Source organism: Mycobacterium sp. TY814 (assembly GCF_030755175.1).
GTDB lineage: Bacteria > Actinomycetota > Actinomycetes > Mycobacteriales > Mycobacteriaceae > Mycobacterium.
Genome location: NZ_JAUFRY010000003.1, coordinates 798754 through 821015, shown reverse-complemented (window position 1 = coordinate 821015; position 22262 = coordinate 798754). Strand labels below are relative to the sequence as shown.

Genomic DNA, 22262 nt, shown 5'->3' with positions numbered 1-22262 from the left:
CTCAGCGCGCCGGGCTGGTCAGGTGAGCCGGGGCCCACTCGTTGAAGCGGGTCTCGTAGATGGTCAGCTCTTCGCCCTCAACCGGAACGATGCTGCGGTCGTCGAGCTGAGCGCCGAAGTATTCGGCCGACGGGTCGGTGACCACCTCGCGCGAGTCGCCGTGGGCGGCCAGCGCGATCCGGGCCAGGTCGTCCATGCCGAACTTGTCCGGCCCGGCGATGTTGGTGATGCCGTTGAGCGGCTCTGCCACTGCCGCGCGGGTAACCGCCGTGGCGACGTCCCGGGCGGCGATCGGCTGGATGGCCGCCTCGTGCGACAGGCGCACCGTGTTGCCCTCGGTCGCCGAATCGGCAATGCCCAAGGCGAATTCGAAGAACTGGGTCGCCCGCACGATCGAGTACGGCGCCCCGGATTCGGTGATCAGCTTCTCTTGGGCCGCCTTGGCTCGCAGGTAACCACTCGCCGGTACCCGGTCGGTGCCGACGATCGACAGTGCGAGGTGATGCTTGACGCCGGCAGCCTGCTCGGCCTCCAGCAGATTCCGGGTCGAAGTGGTGAAGAAGTTCATCACCTCGTCGTCGGCCCACGAGGGCGCGTTGGACACGTCCACCACGACGTCGGCGCCGGTCATCGCGTCGGCGACGCCTTCGCCGGTCACACTGTTGACCCCCGAGCTCGGCGAGGCAGGCACGGCTTCGTGCCCCAGCTCGGTGAGGTTGGCGACCACCTGCGACCCGATCAGCCCAGTACCGCCGATAACCAAAATCTTCATTGCCCCGCCTTCCAAGATTCCCGATGAACTGGCGTCCTCAGCATGACCCGGCCACCGGGCCGGTCGAGCCCTTGAAAGTCCGTAGTCAGTTACTTGACTGTCCCTAGTCAGTCAGTCCCTGGTCAGTCCATGGCCGTGTTGCGTAGTTGGCGGCGCGACTTGATGCCGAGCTTGGCGAACACCTTTCGCAGGTGCCACTCAACGGTGTGGGTGCTGATGAACAACTGCGCGGCGATCTCGGGGTTGGTCAGCCCCGCACCGGCCAGCTTGGCAATCTGCGACTCCTGCGCAGTGAGCTCACCGGCCGGCGCACTCGAGCGCTTGCTCACCTTCTGTCCGGTGACCAGCAACTCGCGGCGAGCCCGTTCGGCGAAGGCGTGCGCGCCCATCTGGCTGAACATCTCATGGGCGGTGTGCAGCTGGGCGCGGGCATCGACGCGGCGATTGCAGCGGCGCAACCATTCGCCGTAGACGAGATGAGCGCGGGCCAGCTGGACGGCGATCCGGGTGTTGCCCAGGCACTCGATCGCCTGCAGATAAACCTTTCGGCCTTCCTGTCGTCCGCCAGCAAAGCCTGCGATCGGGCCAGAACCCCTGTCGCCCAATCTGTTCGGCTGTTTTGCGCGCGCTCTTCCAGTTGCGCCAGCGCGTCCCGGGCGGCCTGGACGTCCCCGCTTCGCGCACCGGCTTCGACGAGCTCGATCAGGCACCAGCCGAACAGGCCCAGGTCCTCGTCCTCACACGCCTGTCGCGCGGCGGCCAAGGCATCTTCGTAGCGGCCCAGGCCGTTGTAGAGCACGGCGACAGCGAAGTTCGTCAGGCCGACCACCCGCCCCTCGCCCCGGGCGGTGCCGTCGTGACGCGCCGACTCGATCAGGCTCAACGCGTCCGACTCGATGCCGCGCAGGGCCGCCAGCAATACCGAGTGATACTTGACCGGCGCGTAGCCGGTAGCGGTGGTGATCGCGTCGGCTTCCTCGATGAGCGCGGTGGCAGCGGCGAACTCACCCGCCTGGACGTGTACCCCGGCGCGGTAGACCAGCGCCAGCGGCAGAACGGCCAGTGCGCCGGCGTCCCGAGCGAGACGGACCGCGTGGGCGGCAAGCTGGTGCCAGACCTCGTCGTCCCAGACTTCGTGCGCCGCCGACTCCTGCACGATCGGGAAGGCCTGCCAGAACCACCCCATGACGCCCTCGTCACCGGCCGCGGCCGCGGTGCGGATCCGGGCGAGCGCGTCCCGCAGCGTCGACAGGCTCGCGGCGTGACCGGCGGTGGCGCGGATGGCGATCCCGTCCAGCAGCAGGTCGACCGCCCGCGCCGGTTCCGGCCCCGGCGGGGCGGCGCGGGCGGCAGCCGCTGTCATCCGGATGCCGCCGTGCGGGCAGAGCCGTCCGCCGAACAGAGCCGCCCCCACCGCCTCTAAATAGGTCTCCCGCGACTGTGCGACATCGAGTCCGGCGAGCTGGCGCGCGGCATCGAGCAGGCCGACGGCGGAATCGGACACCGTTGGGGCGTCGGCGTCGCCGCTGCGGCTGCGGGCGAACGCGATCTGAGCGCGCAAGCGCGACAGGCAGGCGCGCTGCAGATCGTCCAGCGAGGCGCCCGACTCCGCGATGGTCAGCAGCTCGTCGGCCGCGTCGAACGCGGCTGCGTCCCGCTTGGCCTGGGCCGCCGCGAGCGCCCGGGTCGCGCGGCGGACCGGGTCGTCGGTCAGTTGAGTGGCTCGTTCCAGGAATGCCGCGGCGGCCGCCACCCCGCCTCTGGCCTGCGCGCGTTCGGCGGAGCGTTCCAGTTGAACCGCGATGGCCTCGTCTGGGCCGTTCGCGGCGATCGCCAGGTGCCAGGCGCGACGGTCCGGATCGACTGCACCGTCGGTGGCCTCGGCCAGCGCCCGGTGCGCACGCCGGCGCTCCATCAGGCCCGCCGCCCGGTAGGCGGCAGACCGCACCAGCGGGTGACGGAACCGCACCGTCGTGGCGACGTCGATCAGTCCTGCGGCCTCGGCGGCCGCGGCCGCATCGTGCGGTAGACCCAGCGCATCGGAGGCCCGTCTCAACAGCGCCGCGTCACCGACCGGTTCCGCCGCAGCGACCAGCAGCAATTGCTGAGTGTGGCCGGACAATTGTTCGATCCGCCGCAGGAAGGTGTGCTCGATCTGACCGGCCAGCGGCCGCGGATCCGGTGGCCCGAATCCGCCGGCCAACTCTTCAGTCGTCAAGCCTTTCGGCAGCTCGAGCAGAGCCAGGGGATTGCCGCGGGTCTCCGCGACGATGCGGTCGCGCACCTGGTTGTCCAGCCGGCCCAGGACAGCCGAGTCCAGCAACGCGCGCGCGTCGCTGGAGTTCAGTCCCTGCAACCTGAGTTCGGCGAGGCCGGTCAACTCGTCGTTGCCGAGCCCGTCGCGGATGGCAAAGACCAGGCACACGGGTTCGGCGACCAGGCGGCGGGCGACAAACGCCAACGTCTGGGCCGACACGCGGTCGATCCACTGCGCATCGTCCACCAGGACCAGCAGCGGTCTGGCCTGGCTGGAACTCCCGATCAGGTTCAGCACGGCGAGGCCGATCAGGAAACGGTCCGGAGCGGGACCGGCGCTACGGCCCAGGGCAATGTCGAGTGCCTCGCGCTGCGGCGCCGGCAACTCCTCGAGACAGTCCAGCAACGGCAGGCAGAGCTGGTGCAGCGCGGCGAACGCGAGTTCCATCTCCGATTCCACGCCCGACACGCGGGCGGTCCGGAAACCCTGTGCGCATTCGGCGACGAAGTCCAGCAGCGCTGTCTTGCCGATGCCGGCTTCGCCGCGCAGGACGAGCACCTGGCTCTCGCCGGAGCGGGCATGGGACGTCAGGCGTTCCAGGGCCGTGCATTCCGCGCGCCGCCCCCGTAAACGCAGTGCTTGAACAGTGTTGTTCACCTGAACGTTGACCTTACCGACCTCCAGCGCGAATGGTTTAAATCAACTGCTTGACTAAATGTGGCGGCCCCGATTAACTCGACGAGTGGTCAACGAATTGCTGGGGAAGGTCGCGGTCGTCACCGGAGCGGCGTCGGGCCTCGGCCGTGGGATAGCCCAGCGCTTCGCTGCCGAGGGTGCGCGCGTAGTCATCGCCGACGTCGACGCCGACGGAGGCGAGGCACTGGCTGCCGCCCTGGGGCCGGACGCGTTCTTCGTGCGCACGGACGTCTCCGAACCCGGCGAAGTCGGCGCTCTGGTGGCGGCCACGGTGGCCAAGTTCGGCGGTCTGCACGTCATGGTGAACAACGCCGGAGTATCGGGCACGCTGCGCCGTCTGCTCGACGACGACCTCTCCGACTTCCACCGGGTCATGGGGGTCAACGTCCTGGGAGTGATGGCCGGAACCCGAGATGCCGCGCGGCACATGGCCGTTCATGGCGGCGGCTCCATCGTCAACGTAACTTCGATCGGCGGCATTCAGGCGGGCGGCGGTGTGATGGTGTACCGGGCATCCAAGGCCGCGGTCATCCAGTTCACCAAATCAGCTGCAATCGAGTTGGCCCAGAACGAGATTCGCGTCAACGCGATCGCGCCGGGTAATATCCCGACGCCGATCCTGGCCTCGTCGGCTGGGGATCTCGATCCCGCGGAACTAGAACGCTTCGAGGCCCGGATCCGGCAGGGAATGCGTGACGACCGGCCGCTGAAGCGCGAGGGCACGCCCGACGACGTCGCCGAGGCGGCCCTGTATTTCGCCACCGACCGATCGCGGTACGTCACCGGCACGGTTCTTCCGGTCGACGGCGGAACCGTCGCGGGCAAGGTGAACAGGCCGCGTCGGCAGCCGTCCTGACGTTCACGCCGAACGTGAACTCACGGCGGCGTTTTGGCGGTTTCACCGCCCACACTTCACGCTCGGCGGAGGGCGGTCGCCCGGCTATGGCAATGTAGAGTCTGACGCCGGGGGAGGGATTGATCATTGTCGCTGCTATCGAATCACGTTGTCGCCGACGCGCTGGCGCGGGTGTTCGCCGCCGCCGTGCGCCCGGCTCCGAAGCCCGCCGTGCGTTTCCCGGAAATTGCCGGTCGCACATCGCAAGTCAGCATCCCGACCCGCTACGGCGATGCCCGCGCGGTCCTCTATCACCCGGCTGACGGGGCGACGCGGCCGCCGGTCTACGTCAACGTCCACGGCGGCGGCTTCGTCATCGGCCACCCCGAACAGGACGACCCCTGGTGCCGGTACCTGGCCGCCAACACCGGCGCGGTGGTGGTCAACGTCGACTACGTGCTGGCTCCCGCTCACCGCTTTCCCGCTGCGCCGCAACAGGTCTACGACGTGGTGTGCTGGGCCGCGGACCCCGCGCGGGAGTGGGACGGGACCCGACTGTGCGTGGGCGGCCAGAGTGCCGGCGGCAACCTCAGCGCCGCGGCCGCCCGGTTGGCGCTGGAGAACCACGGCCCCCGCATCGCTCTGCAGGTGCTGCATTACGCACCGCTTGACCTGGTCACCCCGACCGGGGCCAAGCCGTCGACGATCGGTCGGCGGGCGATCATGAAGCCGTGGATGGGCGAGATCTTCGACACCGCCTACATTCCCGAGCCCGCACAGCGGCGCGACCGCCTCGCATCGCCGGCCTGGGGCGGCAACGCCGACGGGATTGCGGACATCGCGCCCGCCCTGGTGATCACGGCCGAACACGACCGGCTTCGCGGCGAAGCCCGCAGATACGCCGACAAGCTGGGTGCCGTCGGAGCGCTGGCCGAGTATCTCGAGGTGCCCGGGGTCGACCACGGCTACAACATCATGGGTAACGCGGCCGACGTCACGCGCGACACGTACGCCCGCATCGCCATGCACGTCGAGCGGGCGACCGGTTGATCGGCGCATCGTATTGATCGGTGCATCGACGTGCGGTGTACTCGATGGTCGGGAGGTCAGCCATGGACGGTTTCGCCGGCAAGGTCGCGGTGGTCACGGGAGCCGGTTCGGGTATCGGCCGGGCGCTGGCGGTGGAACTGGCCCGATCGGGTGCGCGGCTGGCGATCAGTGACGTCGACGTCGAGGGCCTCCAGCAGACCGAGGCACTGATCCGGCGCATCGGAGCGCCGGTGCGGGCGGACCGCCTCGACGTCACCGAACGCGAGTCATTCCTCGCCTACGCCGACACGGTCAGTGCCCACTTCGGCATCGTGCACCAGATCTACAACATCGCGGGCATTGCGTTCCTCGGCGACGTCGAGGTCAGCCAGTTCAAAGACATCGAAAGAGTGATGGACGTCGACTACTGGGGCGTCGTCAACGGAACGAAGGCCTTCCTGCCGCACCTGATCGCATCCGGCGACGGCCATGTCGTCAACATGTCCAGCATGTTCGGCCTGTTCGGCGTCCCCGGTCAGGCCGCCTACAACTCCGCCAAATTCGCGGTGCGCGGTTTCACCGAGTCGCTGCGCCAGGAGATGGCGGTCGCCGGCCACCCGGTCGCGGTCACGGTGGTCCACCCCGGCTACGTCAAGACGGCGATCGCGGCCAACGCCGGGCATGTCGAAGGCCTCGACAAAGAAGCCGGCGTGCGGGTCTTCAACAAGGTCGCGATCACCAGTGCCGAGCGGGCCGCGCGGATCATCCTCAAGGCGGTCCGAAAGAAGAAGGGGCGGGTGGTGGTGGGGCCGGACGCCAAGGCCTACAGCCTGCTGGTGCGGCTGGCCCCGACGGGCTACCAGCGCATCCTCGGTCCGATGACCGCACGATTCCAATCCGGACGCTAGTGAACATTCGGACCGTCGCCCGTCTGGCACTCGGCGGCTTCCTGATTTTTGCCGGAGTCGCTCACCTGAGCTTCGCGCGCACCTCGTTTTATGCCCAGGTGCCGCGGTGGTTGCCGCTGAGCGCCGACTTCGTCGTGATCGCGTCCGGGGTGGTGGAGATCGTTCTCGGGTTGGCCCTGCTGGTGCTGACGCGGTGGCAGGTCACTGGGGGGTGGGTGGTGGGCCTCTTCTTCGTGCTGGTATTTCCCGGCAATATCGCCCAATTCACCTCGCACGCCAACGCTTTCGGCCTCGACTCGGATCTGGCCCGGGGTATCCGGCTGTTGTTCCAGCCGCTGCTGGTGGTCTGGGCGCTCTGGTGCACGGGGGCGTGGGCCGCGTACCGGAGACGGGCCGACCGGCGTCATGTCTTTTAAATCAATCGCTTGACTTAATAGCGATGGGCGCGGTTGACTGGGTGTTATGACCACAGTCGGGCGGGCTGTTCGCGGCGAGCGGGCAAGTGCCACGCAAGAGGCCATCCTGGTCGCCGCCGAGCGACTGTTTGCCGAACACGGAGTGTTTGCGGTGTCCAACCGCCAGGTCAGCGAGGCCGCCGGGCAAGGCAATAACGCCGCCGTCGGCTATCACTTCGGCACCAAGGCCGACCTGGTCCGGGCGATCGAGGAGAAACATCGCGGACCCGTCGAGCAATTGCGCGAGCAGATGGTGGCCGCCCTGCCCGAGTCGGCAGGCATGCGGGACTGGGTGGCCTGCCTCGTCTGCCCGCTGACCGAGCATCTGGAGGTGCTCGGCAATCCGACCTGGTACGCCCGTTTCGCCGCCCAGGCCATGACCGACCCGGCATATCACAACATCGTGGTCAAGGACGCGCTCAGTTCGCCGTCACTGGTTCAGGTGATCGACGGCATCAACAGCTGCCTGCCGGAACTGCCGGTGGCGGTCCGCTTCGAGCGAAACATCATGGCGCGCAACCTGTTGATGCATACCAGCGCCGACTTCGAACGTGCGCTGGCCGAAGGCACCTCGATGCCACGACCGTCCTGGCGAGCCGCCGCGACCGGCCTCATCGACGCCATCGTCGGCCTGTGGCTGGCCCCCGTGACCCTGGCGGATGGCGAGCCGGTCCGATGAAAGTCACTGTCGATCAGGATGTCTGCGCCTCGTCGGGCAACTGCGTGATGAACGCGCCGGAAGTCTTCGACCAGCGCGACGAGGACGGTGTCGTGGTGCTGCTCAACCCGAATCCAGCCGCCGATCAGGCCGAGGCCGCCCGTAAAGCCGCCGCGTTCTGCCCGGCCCTGGCCATCCATATTGAGGAGTGAGGCGTGTCCGAGACGATGGCGAGTACCTCGACCGAAACGCCGGCCGACGTCCCCGAGTATCCGATGCCCCGTGCGGCCGGCTGCCCGTTCGCGCCACCACCGGGAGTGCTGGCGCTGGCCGAAGCCAGACCGCTATCGCGCGTGCGGATCTGGGACGGCAGCACTCCCTGGCTCATCACGGGATATGAGCAGTGCCGCGAGCTGTTCTCCGATTCTCGCGTCAGCGTCGACGACCGGGTCCCCGGCTTCCCGCACTGGAACGCCGGGATGGTGGCGACCGTGCACAAGCGACCCCGATCGGTGTTCACGGCAGACGGCGAGGAGCACACCCGATTTCGGCGAATGTTGTCCAAACCCTTCACGTTCCGGCGGGTAGAGGGACTGCGGCCCGCCATCCAGCAGATCACCGACGAGCACATCGACGCGATGCTGGCCGGGCCCAAACCGGCCGACATCGTCGGCGCTCTCGCGCTGCCGGTGCCCTCGCTGGTGATCAGCCAGCTGCTCGGTGTCCCCTACGAAGATGCCGAAATGTTCCAGCACCACGCCAATGTCGGGCTGGCGCGCTATGCGACGGGCGACGACACCGTCAAAGGCGCGATGAGTCTGAACAAGTACCTGGCCGACCTGGTGCGGGCCAAGATGGAAGCCCCCGCCGAGGATGCCGTGTCCGATCTGGCCGAGCGGGTCAACGCCGGTGAGCTCAGCGTGAAGGAGGCGGCGCAGCTGGCTACCGGACTGCTGATCGCCGGGCACGAGACCACCGCCAACATGCTCGGCCTGGGAGTGCTTGCGCTACTGGAAAACCCGGACCAGTTGCCGGCCATCCGTGACGCCGACGATCCCAAGATCGTGGCCAATGCCGTCGAAGAACTGCTGCGCTACCTCAGCATCATCCAGAACGGCCAGCGTCGCGTTGCCGTCGAGGACATCGCCGTCGCCGGCGAGGTGATCCGCGCCGGCGACGGCATCATCATCGACCTGGCCCCGGCGAACTGGGACGCCCACGCGTTCACCGAACCCGAACGCCTATATCTGCACCGCTCCGGTGCCGACCGCAACGTGGCCTTCGGCTACGGCCGTCATCAGTGCGTCGGCCAGCAATTGGCCCGCGCGGAGATGCAGATCGTCTTCCGCACGCTGTTCCGCCGCATCCCCACCCTGCAACTGGCTGCGGCGCTCGACGACATTCCCCTCAAGCACGACCGCCTCGCCTACGGCGTCTACGAACTGCCGGTCACCTGGTAACGAAAGGTCAACGATGACAAGCACCCTCTACCCGCCCAAAGGCTTTGGCGCACCGAAGGATCGCAAGGGACACGCGATCGGCAGCAATGTGGGACTGCCCGCCGGGACCGAGGTGTTCTCGGCCGACAACCACATCTCACTGGCGGCCGATATCTTCTACGAACGGTTTCCCGAAGACCTGAAGGACAAGGCGCCCCGGATCTGGTACGAGGAAGGCGCATACCAGGTCGGTCGTAAGGGCCAGTCGTTCCTGCCCGGCGACTTCAGCGCCGTGCTGATGCAGTACGACGACCTGCCCGGAGCGGCGAGCACCAACATCGAGGCCAGGATTCAGGAGCTGCGCGAGGACGGCGTCGACAAAGAACTCGCGTTTCCCAATGCGGTCCTGGCGTTGTTCCACTACCCGGACAAAAAGCTTCGCGAGCTCACGTTCCGCATCTACAACGAGTACATCGCCGAGCTGCAGGAGCGGTCCAACGGCCACTTCTATGGCGCCGGCCTGATCAACTGGTGGGACCCGGCAGGCACCCGCACGACCCTCGCCGAGCTGAAATCCCTTGGATTGCGGACATTTCTGATGCCGCTCAACCCCGGCAAGGACGACGACGGCAACCCCATCGACTACTCCTGCACATCCATGAGCGCCGTGTGGGATGAGATCGAGGCCGCAGGTTTGCCGATCACCCACCACATCGGGGAGACCCCGCCGAAGAGTCCGTGCGAGTTCAACAGCGTCGTCGTCGGCATGATGATCAACATCGACGGCTTCCGGGAAACGTTCTCCAAGTACATCTTCGGCGGCATCCTCGACCAGCACCCCGGGCTGCGGATCGGCTGGTTCGAGGGCGGTATCGCCTGGGTGCCCTGGGCCCTGCAGGACGCCGAACATCTGGTCGCGTCTTATCAGCACATGTTCAACCGGCCGCTGGAACACGACGTCCGCTACTACTGGGACACCCACATGAGCGCCTCGTTCATGGTCGACCCGCTGGGCCTGGAGCTGATCGACCGCATCGGAGTCGACAAGGTGATGTGGTCATCGGACTACCCACACAACGAAAGCACCTACGGATACTCCGAGAAGTCGCTGGCGGCCGTCGTCGAGGCCGTCGGCCCGGACAACGCGGCCCGGATCGTCAGCGGCAATATCCGCGAATTCCTCGGGCTATGAGTACTTTCGGGACCATTTTCGCGCAACAGGACAGCGGACTGGCGATACCGGACACGCCCGATCTGTCCCGTATGCGCCGCGAGACCGGGGCGCGGTTGCGCGCGGCGATGACCGAACGCGGTATCGACGCCCTGGTGCTGCTCGGCAACAATGCGGTGGTCTACGCCACCGGCACCAGCTGGCCCCTGGGTGACGCCGGCCTGTCCTATGTGGAGCGGCCGGTGGCGGTGGTGCTTGCCGATGACGAGTGGCCGCACCTGTTCCTGCCGTTCCGCGAGGGTGCGGCGCAGGAGTCCGAGCTGCCGGCCGACCACCTGCACGGCCCGGTGTACCTCGAATTCGACGAGGGGGTCGCCGATTTCGCGCGAGTGCTGGCCGAGCTGGTTCCGCAGGGCGCCACCGTGGCGGCCGACGAACTGACCGGCGCCATGTCACGTGCCCGCACCACGTTGTTCCCCGGCGGGTTTCCCGGCGACGCGGCAGCGGTGATCAGTGCCGCCAAGGTGATCAAGACTCCGGACGAGCTGGCCTGTATTCGCACCGCCGTGCGCATCACCGACGAGGCGATGGTCGAGGTCCACAAGGCGCTGGCCCCCGGGATCCGCCAGATCGACCTGTCGGCACGCTTCGTACGCCGGGCCTTCGAGCTGGGGGCGATGACCAGCATGCTGGAACCGATCTGGCAGGTGATGCCGCGCAGCAGGGCCGAGGGTGTCTGGACCACCCACGGGGATCTCGCCCTGCCGTTGCTGAGCACCGAACGCGAACTGGTCGAGGGCGACGTGCTGTGGACCGACGTCAGCATCACCTACTGTGGCTACTGCTCCGATTTCGGCCGCACGTGGATCGTCGGACAGGATCCGTCCCCGCGCCAGCAGGAACAGTTTCACCGGTGGCGGTCGATCATGGACGCTGTGCTGGGCGTCGCCCGCGCCGGAGCCACCGCCGCGGATCTGGGCCGCGCGGCGATCGCGGCCAACGGCGGAACCCGACCCTGGCTCCCGCACTTCTACCTGGGCCACGGCATCGGCGTCAATGCGGCTGAAATGCCGATGATCGGAACGGATCTCGGCGAGGAGTTCGACGAGAACTTCGTGCTGCGGCCGGGCATGGTGCTGGTGCTGGAACCGGTTGTCTGGGAGGACGGCACCGGTGGTTATCGCAGCGAAGAGGTACTGGTGATCACCGAGGAAGGCTCGATTCGCTTGACCGACTACCCCTATGACCCCTATGTCGACTGAAGTCCTTCCCGACGCGCGGGCGTTGCGCCTGGGACGGCGGGAGCGTGCCCTGGCCCAGATGGCCGCCCACGATCTCGACGTCCTGGTGCTGGGGCGACAGGCCAATGTCCGCTATGTGACTGGAGCACCGCAACTCTGGGTGGCCGGGACACGGCCGTTCGGGCCCACCTGTGTGCTGATGCGCGCGACCGGCGCGGTGCATCTGCTGAGCACCTGGGATGAGGGCATCCCCGAGGACATCCCCCGGGACAACCTGTACGGCATCTCCTGGAATCCGGCGAACACCATCGCCGCGCTGAGCCGGATCGAAGGCGCGGCCACGGCGCGGCGGGTCGGAACCGATGCGCTGTCACCGGTTTTCGCACAGCTGCTGCCGACCGCATTTCCCGGCGCCGAACTGGTGGACGGCGAACTGGCCATGCGCGCGGCCCGGCGGATCAAAACCGACGCGGAGATCGGTGCGTTACGCGAATCCGTGGCGGTCGCCGAATCCGGCTTGGCGGCGGCGGTGGCCGAATTACGGCCCGGTGTGCGCGAACAGGAGCTGTCCGGGGTGTTGTTGGAGGCGGTCGCGGCCGGCGGGGTAAGCACGCCGTCGAATCAGGATGTGGCCTGGGTGACCTCGGGTGAGCATCCCTGGCGGCGCGCCGCGGGGGACGGGCGTGTGCAGTCCGGCGACCTGGTCGCGCTGTCGTCCGGTGTCCTGGCCGGCGGCTACATCGGGGAGGTGGGCCGCACCTGGCCGGTCGGGGACGTGCCCGGTGCCGCCGCGTTGTTCGCACGCTGGGAACGTTTGTGGGACATGTTGATTGCCGTGTGCCGTCCGGGCGCGGGAGCGGGTGAGCTGCTGGCCGCCTACGCCGCCGCGGGCGAGCCGGCGCCACCGATGCCCGTAGCGCGGGGGTTGGGCATGGGCTTCGACCCGCCGGTCATTTCCGCACGTCTGCCCCGCACCGCGGCGCAGGAGCGGCTCGAGCCCGGCATGGTGCTGGCGGTCACCGGCTACGTCTGGGAGCAGGGGGTCGGTGCGGTATTCGGGCGCGAAGCCGTGCTGGTCACCGCAGACGGCCCGGAGGTGCTGACCACCAGCCCATTCTGGCGGGCCTAGGTCATGGCCTCTGATTCCAAGGCCAAGAGGATCATTCGCTACGAGAAGGACGTCAGCACCCGCATCGCGACCATCACGTTCGACCGGCCCGAGTACCTGAACGCGCCGACCATCGCGGCACGGCGACGCTATGCCGACCTGTTGCACCGGGCCGGCATCGACGACGACGTCAAGGTGGTCGTGATCCGCGGAGCCGGTGACGATCTGGGATCCGGCGCGGACCTCGAAGAGTTCATGCGCGCGAAGGACTCCGATGATCCCGCACTCCTGTTGGCCGAATTCGGCTTGGGGACCGGCGACGTCAGCTATCCGCCCCGGGGATCGTTTCGGCACGGCGCCGCCATCGGCCAGTGGTACGCCAACCCGAACTCGGGAATCCGCGGACTGCAGGACTTCAAGAAGATCTCCATCCTCGAGGTCAAGGGCTACTGCTACGGCTGGCACTTCTACCAGGCCGCGGACGCCGACCTGGTAATAGCCTCGGACGACGCCCTTTTCGGGCATCCGTCCTTCCGTTACTACGGTTGGGGTCCGCGGATGTGGTGGTGGGCGCAGACCATGGGCATCCGTAAGTTCCAGGAGATGGTCTTCACCGGGCGGGCGTTCACCGCCGCCGAGATGTACGACTGCAACTTCCTCAACAGTGTGGTGCCCCGCGCCGGGCTGGAGGCCGAGGTGGCGAAGTACGCGCTGGCGTGCGCCCGTAACCGCCCTACCGACACCGTTTTCATGCAGAAGACCTTCTTCGAGATCATGAAACAGTTCCAGGGCGAGTACCTGGGGAGCCTGCTCAGCGGCTTCTTCGAATCCGCCGGTGGGAGCGTGCGCGCCGACGGCGATGACTTCCAGCTCGACGACGCGATCAACCGCGGCCTTGGCGACGCCGTCCGTGCCAACGACGACAAGTTCCCGCCGGAGTGGCGGCTGAGCAAGAAGGCGCGCCGTCATCAGCGGAAGGCCAAGCGGGAGTGACCCAACCACCGCTGTCCGGGTATACCGTCGTCGACGTTTCGTCCGGCATTGCGGGCGCCTATTGCACGAAGCTGCTCGCCGACGGTGGCGCCGACGTCGTCAAAATTGAGTCACCGGAGGGCGATTGGCTGCGGTCGTGGTCGGCGTCGCGGTCTCACCCGGACGGCGATGGTGCGTTGTTCACCTTCCTGGCCGGATCGAAACGCAGCGTGGTCGTTGACCCCGAGGCGGACGCCGAGTTCATGGAGCGGTTGCTGGCCGCGGCCGATGCGGTCGTGTGGTCGGCCGGTTCGGCAGTGGCGGAACGGTTTTCGCCGCGGGAAATTCTTGCTCGTTGTCCGCACCTCGTCGTCGCGTCCATCACACCGTTCGGTCTGGAGGGCCCGTGGCGGGACCGGCCCGCGACCGAGTTCACGCTGCAGGCCTGGTCGGGCGGAATCATCGGCCTCGGGCGGGGGGTGGCCGATCGCGCCCCGGTGTTCGTCGGCGGTCAGGTCGGCGAGTACCTCGCCGGTGCCTACACCAGTGCGGCGACAATAGCCGCGCTTTTCGCCGGTCGCGGTCAGGGCCAGCTCATCGACCTGTCGATGCTGGAGACCCAGATTCTGGGCCTGACGTACTACCCGGTGACGTATTTCGAAATGCTCGGCCGGCCATGGCGGGACGCGCGCCGGCTCACCGTCCCCGGCGTGGCCGCGGCGCAGGACGGCCTGGTGGATCTCGGCTGCGGGACCGCCCAACAGTGGTTCGATCTGTGCGCGATGGTCGGGCACCCGGAGTGGATCGACGAAGATTCTCCGCTGTCGATCACCGAACTGGCCAACGTCTACGCCGACGAGATCTACGAGTGGGTGCACAACCACCCGGCCGACGAGATCCGGGAACTGGCCACCGCCTTCCGGATACCCAACGCCCCGGTCGCCAACGGCGCCACTATCGTTGCGCTGGATCACTTCGTCGAGCGCGGTTCGTTTCATCCCAATCCCCGCGAAGGGTTTCAGCAGCCGGGCCACCCGTACCGGCTGCACCCGGCGCAGTTACGGCAACCCGGGGTGGCGCCCAGGCTTGGTGAACACACCGCGCACTACCGGGCGGCCACCCTGGTTCCGCGAACTGTGTCGGCTGAGCCGTCAAAAGAATTGCCGCTGAGCGGGATTCGAGTGCTGGATATGACCGCGTTCTGGGCCGGGCCGTCCTGCACGCACCTGCTGGCTCTGTTGGGCGCGGAGGTGATTCACATCGAGTCCGCGCGGCGGCCGGACGGCACCCGGCTCATCGCCGGGATCCCGGTCACCGAGGAACAATGGTGGGAGCAGTCGCCGATCTTCGCCGCCCTCAACACCAACAAGAAGGGCCTGACCCTGGACCTGCAGCGACCGCGGGGGCGGGAACTGCTGCTCGAACTCATCGGCACCTGTGACGTGATCGCGGAGAACTTCACTCCTCGGGTACTCGATCACATCGGCCTGGATTTCGCTGCCGTGCAGGCGGTTCGGCCCGAGGCGATTCTGCTGCGCATGCCCGGCTTCGGACTGGACGGACCCTGGCGCGACAATCCGGCGTTCGCTTACGTCATCGAGTCGGCGTCCGGGTTGAGCTGGCTGACCGGCTATCCCGACCGCACCCCCTTCGAGCCGTATTCCGTGGGCGACCCCAACGCCGGTGTGCACGCACTGAACGCGCTACTGCTGGCGCTGGAGCACCGCCGCCGCACCGGAGAGGGCGTCATGGTGGAAGCCGCCATGGTCGATGCCGCCCTCAACATCGCTGCCGAGCAGGTCATCGAATACTCCGCGTACGGCGCCCTGCTGGAGCGGGCCGGCAACCGCGGTCCGGCGGCCGTGCCCCAGAATCTCTATCTGAGCGCTGATGTCGACGAGTTCGGCCGCCTCGACAGCTGGATTGCGATCGCGGTCGCCACCGACGAGCAGTGGTGCCGGCTGTGCCGTGCGCTCGGATCGCCCTCGTGGGCAACCGATCCGGCGCTGAGTACCGTCCAGGGCCGGCGTACCCGCGAGGATCTGATCGACGAACGCCTCACGCAGTGGTGCGCGGGCCGCACGCGGGACGACATCGTGGCGACCCTGTGGGACGCCGGTGTGCCGGTCGCCAAGGTCATGCAGCCGCACCGCCAGACGGAGTTGGAGCAGCTGGCGACCCGGGGCTTCTTCGAAGTCGTCGACCATCCGGTGTGCGGCCCGGCTAGGCTCAGCAGCGTGCCCATGCGATTGTCCGGTGGCCCGTGCCGATTCCACACCCGGCCGGCACCGCTGCTGGGGCAGCACAATCACGAGCTGTTGACCGAGTTGGGTTTGACCGGCGCGGAAATCGCGGAGCTGGAAGCCGACGGTGTGATCGGCCGGAGCCCGGGGTGACACCAGGTGGCGCGAGCAGACGCGAACTCGCACTGCGCGGTCTGGCGGTTTCTAGGAGTCGTTGCAACACTGCTGGTTAGTTGGCCAGTAGTAGATCACGCAGGCGCTCGGCTGGGGTATCCCAGTCGAGTGTTTTGCGTGGGCGTCCGTTGAGTTGCTGGGCGACGTGTTCGAGGTCTTCGGGGCCATAGACACTTAGGTCGGTTCCCTTGGGGAAGTATTGGCGCAAAAGGCCGTTGGTGTTCTCGTTGGTGCCGCGCTGCCAGGGGCTGGCGGGATCGCAGAAGTAGACGGCCATGTCGGTGGCCATGGAGAACTGTTTATGTCCTGCCATTTCCGATCCCTGATCCCAGGTCAGTGAGCCGCGCAGATGAGCTGGCAGCGATGCGATCGTGGCGATCAGGCCATCACGGACGGCTTCGGCGTGGTGGCCGTTGGGTAGAGGCACCAGAAGTGTGTAACGGGTGGCGCGTTCGACCAGGGTGGCGATCGCGGTCTTGTTGGCTTGTCCCATGATCAAGTCGCCTTCCCAGTGCCCAGGTACCGCGCGGTCGGCGATTTCGGCGGGGCGATCACTGATCATGATCATCGGATCGATAAACCGTTGGGTGCGCTGATCAGGGCGGCGACGGGGTTTGCGTATTGTGCGTCCACTGCGAAGTGCCTGTGTGAGTTCACGTTTGAGGCCACCTCGGGCTTGAAAGTACAGGGCCTGGTAGATCGTTTCCGTGCTCACCCGCATGCTTTCATCGTCGGGGAAGTCCTTGACCAGGCGGTAAGAGATCTCTTCGGGAGACCACCGTTGGGACAGCCCCTGCTCCACCGCCTGGCGCAGCTTCTGGTTGATCACCAGTTTGGCTGCTTTAGGCCGGCTCCGAGCGGCGTGGGCGGCCCGATCAGCGTGATAGGGCAGATACACCCCCTGCACACTGCGCGCGGCGACCTCACGCGAGACCGTTGACTTGTGCTTGCCGATCCGGGCGCCGATCGCGGTCAAGGTCCATCCGTTGACCAACCCGTCGGCGATGGCCAACCGATCCGATAACGACAGGTAGCGCTCACTGATCGCCGCCACGGCCACTTTGTCGGTGTTCACCACCTGTGTGTAGCGCCCGGCGGCGCGGTACTGGATGACCGTGCCGTCTCGGCGCACCCGCGTGTCGGCGACCCGCACGATACCGTCGCGCCAATTCCGGGCCGTGCCTACGTGGACCCCGACCTCGCGCGCCGCCCGGCCGACCGACCAGCCCTGCTCAAGCAACTCAAAGAACCGGGCCCGGGCCACCGGCTTACCGAACGGCCGCCGCTGCTGGCTGACCAAGCCAAGCTCCACCAGCATCCGCCGGGCAGTACTGTGCGACACACCGACCGCCTTCGCCGCCGCATTGACTGAACCCGTAGCCTCGAAGACCGCCACGACCCGGCTGATATCCACACCACTAACATCCGGGCGCGGGGAACCCACGGGCCGGCCCAAGGCCGCCAAAATCGCATACCCATGACCCCGCGAGACACCCAACTGGGCGGCGGCCTCCTTCACGGGCACACCGGCATCCACCAACTTTGCTAACAAATCACCAAGCCGAACACAGTCCTTGGAAAACGACACGGTCGCCGCAACCTCTCAAATCGAGAGTGTTGCGACGACCGCGTGAACCCGCCTCTCCGCGCGTGCGATTTCGCGTCTGCTCGCCGGGGGTAGCCGTGGCTGTTGATCCGTCGAACATCCTGCTCACCGGCCGCGTCGCGGTCGTCACCGGCGGGGGAGCCGGCATCGGACGCGGCATCGCTGCGGGCTTCGCGGCCTTCGGTGCGCGGGTGGCCATTTGGGAACGCAACCCCGAATCCTGCGCGCAGGCCGCGAAATCGATTGGTGCACTGGGTATCACCGTCGACGTCCGGGACAGCGGCCAGGTCGATGCGGCCCTGGCGCGGACGGTTGCTGAACTCGGGACGCCGACAATCCTGGTCAACAACGCCGGCGGAGTGTTCTCCTCGCCGCTGCTCGAGACGAGTGAAAACGGCTGGGACGCCTTGTATCGGGCCAACCTGCGGCACGTGCTGCTGTGTACCCAGCGAGTTGCGCGACGGATGGTGGACGAGGGTCTGCCCGGCAGCATCATGGCGGTCACCTCGATCGAGGGGGTGCGGGCCGCGCCCGGCTACGCGGCATACGCGGCCGCCAAGGCCGGCGTCATCAACTACACGAAGACCGCCGCGCTGGAACTGGCGCCGCACGGCATCCGGGTCAACGCGATTGCGCCCGACATCACCCTGACCGAAGGTCTGGCGCAGCTCGGTGGCGAGGACGCCACCGCCACCATGGGCGCGGTCGTGCCCTGGGGACGCCCCGGCCACGTCGACGAAACAGCCAGCGTGGCAGTATTTCTCGCTTCTGATATGGCGGCATATATCACGGGCCAGACGTTGCATGTCGACGGCGGAACGCACGCCGCGGGCGGGTGGTACCACGACCCGCGGACGGGCGCTTACCGCCTGGGGCCGAGTTCCTGACGCTCAGTGGCGCCAGCCCTCGGCGGCCTGTTCGTCGAACGTCCGGTCAATGCGGTCGAACCGGCGCCGGATCGACGCCCGGGACGCCTCGTGCGGAAGGATGTACAAGCGGTTGGCCAAGATCGCGTCAGCCGTCAGGCGGGCGAGTTCGCGGACGCCCAGCGTGTCGTCCTGCTCGGGCAGCGTTCCCAGCGACCCGGTCACGTCCGGTGTGGAAGCCAGACCGTAGTCCGCGCCGCGGATCCGCTCGGAGTTGGACACCAGCTTGGTCTCCACGACCATCGGGCATAGCACGGAGACTCCGATGCCGTTGCCCTTCACCTCGCGGGCCAGCGTCTCGGCCAGGCTGACGACACCGTACTTGGCGACGCCGTAGGCACCGAGACCGGCATTGGGGACCAGGCCGGCGAAGGAGGCGGTGAACGCGATGTGGCCGCCCGTGCCCTGCTCGAGCAGTCGCGGCAGAAACGCTTCGACGGCGTGGATCGATCCCCACAGGTCGATGTCGATCACCCAGCGCCAGTCCTCGTGCGTCATCTCGGCGATCGGTCCGGCCACCACGATGCCCGCGTTGCTGAACACGATGTCGACCTGGCCGAGCAACCGGAAGGCTTTGTCGGCCAGACGCACCACCTCTTCGAGATGCCGGACGTCGCACATCACCCCGTGGGCGTCGAAGCCCTGACCCCGCAGGTGCGTGACCGCCAATTCCAGCCCGGGCTGGTCGACGTCGGCGAGCACCACCCGGGCGCCGCGCTGAGCCAACTCGGTGGCGGTGGCCAGGCCGATACCGCTCGCGCCACCGGTGATGACCGCTCCGCGTCCCTCGAATCCGTCCATGGACGAACCCTATTTGAGGCAGCTCCCCGCATCCACCGGCAGGGTGACACCGGTGATGTACCGAGACTCGTCGGATGCGAAGAACAGCACGGCGTTGCTGATGTCCTGCGGTTCGACCCACGGAATGGGCAGCGTGTGGAACATCTGACAGATCGGTGCCATGTCGTCCGGGCCGGGATTCTCCAGGTCCGGACGGAACATCCTGAAGGTGCCCTCGTTGTGCAGCATCGGCGTGGCGACGTGCGTGGGATGCACCGAGTTGACGCGAATCATGTGCTGCCCCAACTCAACCGCAAACGACCGCATGATGCCCACGACGCCGTGCTTGGCGGCGACGTAACTGCCGCAATGCGGATAGGCTTTGAGCCCCCCGACCGAGCTGGTCAGTACGATGGAACCACCCCGCTTTCCGGCAAGGATATGCGGCACACCGGCTTTGATCGACTTCCAGACGCTGGACAGATTGACGTCGATCATCTCCTGCCAGTCGTATTCACTGGTCTTGTCCAGCGTGTCGCCGCCGTTGCCGATACCGGCGTTGGCCACGATGATGTCCAGCCGGCCCAACTGCTCCACGCCACTGTCCACGGCAGCCTTGAGGGCGTCGAAGTCGCGCACGTCGACTTCGGCCGTGACGATCCGCCGATCCAGGCCCTTGACGAGGTCGGCGGTCTCGGCCAGATCCTCCGGCGTCGACGCCGGAATGGTCGTGTTCTTGACGATCGGCCTGCACACGTCGACGGCGATGATGTCGGCGCCTTCCTCGGCCAACCGCACCGCGTGGCTGCGTCCCTGGCCCCGCGCCGCACCGGTGACAAAGGCAACTTTGCCCGCTACGCGTCCAGTCATGTTTCCCTCCTGCGTGATTCAGCCGAAGACGGCCGGCATGGATTCCCAGCCCCGCACGGTCGACGTCGGGGAAAGCGTGGCGCTGGTAAGGTCGACTTCCCATTCGGGGAAGCGCTTCAGAATCTCCTCGAGCGCGATACGGCCCTCCAGACGGGCCAGCGCCGAGCCGAGACAGTAGTGGGTTCCTACGCTGAACGTCAGGTGCTGGCGCGGTTCGCGGCGGATGTCGAAAACGTCGCCATCCGGCGGAAATTGGCGATGGTCGCGGTTCGCCGCACCGATCAGCATCATCATCACGCTGCCTTCGGGCACCCGCTGGCCGTAATACTCGACGTCCCGGGTGACATAGCGGGCCACGTGCGGTGCCGGCGGCTCGTAGCGCAACAACTCCTCGACAGCAGCGGGTATCAGCGCCGGATTCTCCACCAGTGCGCGACGCTGATCCGGGTGCTCTGCTAGAACCTTTCCCGCCCAACCGATCAGCCGGGTGGTGGTCTCGTTACCGGCGCCGGAGACGACGGTGACGTAGGTAAGCAGTTCATCGCGCCGCATGCGCCGGACGGTTCCGGTCTCGTCCTCGAACTCGGCGTTGAGCAATTCGGTCATGATGTCGTTGGACGGATGATCCGCACGCCAATCGATATACCGGCCGAAAAACTCGCCGCTGAGCATGGATTCGGCCGAGAACTCCATCGGCTTGCCGGCCTCGGTGCGCATCTGGGCGTTGGCGAAATCCCTTGCGGCTTCCTGATCTTCCTCCGGTACACCCAGCAGCATTCCGATCACCCGCATCGGCATCTGCGCGCCGAGGTCGTTGACGAAGTCGAATTTGCCGGTACCGATCAGCGGATCCAGGCTGCGCGCGCAGAACTCCCGGATCTTGGGCTCCAGGTCGCTGATCTTGCGCGGAGTGAACATGCGCGACAACAGCTTACGGTGAATGTCGTGGACGGGCGGGTCCTCGAAGATCAGCACTCCCGGTGGCATATCGATATTGGCCCGGATGAGTTCGAGGATCGCGCCGCGGGCAGAGCTGAAAGTCTGATAGTCGACGATCGCGTTGTCGACATCGGCGAACCGACTGAGCGTATAGAAGTCGTGCTGCTCGTTGTAGTAGAGCGGCGATTCCTCGCGCAGCCGCCGGAACATGGGGTAGGGATCAGCGTTGAGCTGGACATCGTACGGGTCGAAATAGACGTCGCTGGCTGCGCTTACTGTCACGGGTGATTGCCCTCTCGCCGGTTACGCGCCGCCCGTTTGATTCGGGCTGCGCGTTCATGCCGCCTCTAGAACTCTGTCATTACCCACCAACGAGTGTCAACGTGGAATCCGTTTCGGCTATTTGAGGTTCTATTTTTCAGAGAATATGATTCTCGTAGCCGCGAAGTGGTGCGATATTCGCTCGTCGGAAGATCGAAATGACCGGAAACGGCCGAACGCTAGTTGCCTGCGAATCCGCGTGAGCAGAAATCCCAGACCTCGTCGGCGCTGATCGGGTGGACCGTCGCGTCGTCGGAACCGCCGCTGGACTGTGCGATGAACATCACTGTCTGCATAGTCATGGCGGCCATCCGCTTGGGGTTGACGCCGGTCCGCAGCTTTCCGGCGTCGCAAGCGGCTTCCATCAGTTCGGTCAGCAAAGCCAGCAGTGGCGCGTGCGCAACCTTGACCTCGGCCGGGTGTGTGACGAGCAACCGCGGCGCGAAATCGGTGAACAGCGGTCGCCTGGCCGTCGGGTCGGGGCGGGAGGCCTCGTACAGCAGCTCCACGGCGACTTTGAGCCGCTCCAGGGCATCGGTGTGGCTTTCGGTGGCGGCCCGGATCTGGTCGGCGGAGCGGCTCAGCGCATCCTCGAACAAGGCGAGCAACAACTCGTGTTTGCCGTCAAACTGCAGGTAGAAGCTGCGCAACGACTGCCGGGAGCGGTCGACGACCTCCTGCACCGTGAAGTCAGTGCTGCCCTTCTCGATGATGATGGCCTGCGCGGCGTCCAGGAAGCGCTGCACGCGCTGCGCCGCCCGCAGTTTCGCGGTCTTGATGGATCGCTCGACGGCCCGCTGTTTCCAGGCCGGCTCTTCGCCCGGGCTGGTCACGGGCGGCTCGGGAGATTGCCGCGAGGAGA

General features: G+C 66.9%; 19 protein-coding genes and 1 pseudogene. 13 read left to right on the top strand and 7 right to left on the bottom strand.

Features of this window, described 5'->3' with window-relative positions; translation table 11 throughout:
* Position 1 precedes the first annotated feature (1 nt).
* Positions 2-772, bottom strand: coding sequence for an SDR family oxidoreductase (locus tag QXH22_RS25040; RefSeq protein WP_306277329.1), 771 nt, complete (start codon positions 770-772; stop codon positions 2-4).
* 122 nt (positions 773-894) lie between these two features.
* Positions 895-3629: pseudogene (locus QXH22_RS25035) on the bottom strand (LuxR C-terminal-related transcriptional regulator).
* 142 nt (positions 3630-3771) lie between these two features.
* On the opposite strand from QXH22_RS25035, the gene QXH22_RS25030 reads away from it, so the two are divergent.
* The 12 genes from QXH22_RS25030 (at position 3772) to QXH22_RS24975 (ending at position 15937) form a co-directional block, all read left to right on the top strand.
* Positions 3772-4581 carry an SDR family NAD(P)-dependent oxidoreductase gene (locus tag QXH22_RS25030; RefSeq protein WP_306246278.1) on the top strand — a complete coding sequence of 270 codons (810 nt, stop codon included), beginning with the start codon at positions 3772-3774 and terminating at the stop codon, positions 4579-4581.
* A gap of 210 nt (positions 4582-4791) precedes the next feature.
* Positions 4792-5610: an alpha/beta hydrolase gene (locus tag QXH22_RS25025; protein ID WP_306277378.1), complete on the top strand. Its 819-nt coding sequence runs from the start codon at positions 4792-4794 to the stop codon at positions 5608-5610.
* Positions 5611-5672: 62 nt separating this feature from the next.
* Complete coding sequence (locus QXH22_RS25020) at positions 5673-6497, top strand: SDR family oxidoreductase (RefSeq protein ID WP_306246276.1); 825 nt, start codon at positions 5673-5675, stop codon at positions 6495-6497.
* 5 nt (positions 6498-6502) lie between these two features.
* On the top strand, positions 6503-6913 hold the full coding sequence (locus tag QXH22_RS25015; protein WP_306277377.1) for a hypothetical protein: 411 nt from the start codon (positions 6503-6505) through the stop codon (positions 6911-6913).
* Positions 6914-6959: 46 nt separating this feature from the next.
* Complete coding sequence (locus QXH22_RS25010; protein ID WP_306277328.1) at positions 6960-7631, top strand: TetR/AcrR family transcriptional regulator; 672 nt, start codon at positions 6960-6962, stop codon at positions 7629-7631.
* Complete coding sequence (locus QXH22_RS25005; RefSeq protein ID WP_306246272.1) at positions 7628-7822, top strand: ferredoxin; 195 nt, start codon at positions 7628-7630, stop codon at positions 7820-7822. Before QXH22_RS25010 ends, QXH22_RS25005 begins: the two co-directional genes overlap by 4 nt.
* 15 nt (positions 7823-7837) lie before the next feature.
* Positions 7838-9070, top strand: coding sequence for a cytochrome P450 (locus QXH22_RS25000; RefSeq protein WP_371934315.1), 1233 nt, complete (start codon positions 7838-7840; stop codon positions 9068-9070).
* Positions 9071-9083: 13 nt separating this feature from the next.
* Positions 9084-10241 (top strand): amidohydrolase family protein, encoded by a 1158-nt coding sequence (locus tag QXH22_RS24995; protein WP_306277326.1) that lies wholly within the window; start codon positions 9084-9086, stop codon positions 10239-10241.
* Positions 10238-11482, top strand: a complete 1245-nt coding sequence (locus QXH22_RS24990; RefSeq protein ID WP_306277324.1) for a Xaa-Pro peptidase family protein — start codon at positions 10238-10240, stop codon at positions 11480-11482. The genes QXH22_RS24995 and QXH22_RS24990 overlap by 4 nt, the downstream gene beginning before the upstream one ends.
* Positions 11472-12590 (top strand): Xaa-Pro peptidase family protein, encoded by a 1119-nt coding sequence (locus QXH22_RS24985; protein ID WP_306277323.1) that lies wholly within the window; start codon positions 11472-11474, stop codon positions 12588-12590. Before QXH22_RS24990 ends, QXH22_RS24985 begins: the two co-directional genes overlap by 11 nt.
* A gap of 3 nt (positions 12591-12593) precedes the next feature.
* Positions 12594-13562 carry an enoyl-CoA hydratase/isomerase family protein gene (locus tag QXH22_RS24980; RefSeq protein WP_306246262.1) on the top strand — a complete coding sequence of 323 codons (969 nt, stop codon included), beginning with the start codon at positions 12594-12596 and terminating at the stop codon, positions 13560-13562.
* Positions 13559-15937, top strand: a complete 2379-nt coding sequence (locus tag QXH22_RS24975) for a CaiB/BaiF CoA-transferase family protein (protein WP_306277322.1) — start codon at positions 13559-13561, stop codon at positions 15935-15937. The genes QXH22_RS24980 and QXH22_RS24975 overlap by 4 nt, the downstream gene beginning before the upstream one ends.
* Positions 15938-16013: 76 nt before the next feature.
* Here QXH22_RS24975 and QXH22_RS24970 read toward each other — a convergent pair whose 3' ends face one another.
* Positions 16014-17276, bottom strand: a complete 1263-nt coding sequence (locus QXH22_RS24970; protein ID WP_371934313.1) for an IS30 family transposase — start codon at positions 17274-17276, stop codon at positions 16014-16016.
* 365 nt (positions 17277-17641) lie between these two features.
* Here QXH22_RS24970 and QXH22_RS24965 point away from each other — a divergent pair, with 365 nt between their 5' ends.
* Positions 17642-18451 (top strand): SDR family NAD(P)-dependent oxidoreductase, encoded by an 810-nt coding sequence (locus tag QXH22_RS24965; protein WP_306277320.1) that lies wholly within the window; start codon positions 17642-17644, stop codon positions 18449-18451.
* 3 nt (positions 18452-18454) lie between these two features.
* On the opposite strand, the gene QXH22_RS24960 is transcribed toward QXH22_RS24965, so the two are convergent.
* The 4 genes from QXH22_RS24960 to QXH22_RS24945 form a co-directional block, all read right to left on the bottom strand.
* A complete protein-coding gene (locus QXH22_RS24960; protein WP_306246255.1) occupies positions 18455-19291 on the bottom strand; it encodes an SDR family NAD(P)-dependent oxidoreductase in 837 nt (278 codons plus the stop codon).
* A gap of 9 nt (positions 19292-19300) precedes the next feature.
* Positions 19301-20140 carry a mycofactocin-coupled SDR family oxidoreductase gene (locus QXH22_RS24955; protein WP_306246253.1) on the bottom strand — a complete coding sequence of 280 codons (840 nt, stop codon included), beginning with the start codon at positions 20138-20140 and terminating at the stop codon, positions 19301-19303.
* An 18-nt stretch (positions 20141-20158) separates the two neighbouring features.
* A complete protein-coding gene (locus QXH22_RS24950) occupies positions 20159-21361 on the bottom strand; it encodes a cytochrome P450 (protein ID WP_306277319.1) in 1203 nt (400 codons plus the stop codon).
* A gap of 218 nt (positions 21362-21579) precedes the next feature.
* Positions 21580-22233 carry a TetR/AcrR family transcriptional regulator gene (locus tag QXH22_RS24945; protein WP_306246249.1) on the bottom strand — a complete coding sequence of 218 codons (654 nt, stop codon included), beginning with the start codon at positions 22231-22233 and terminating at the stop codon, positions 21580-21582.
* Positions 22234-22262 lie beyond the last annotated feature (29 nt).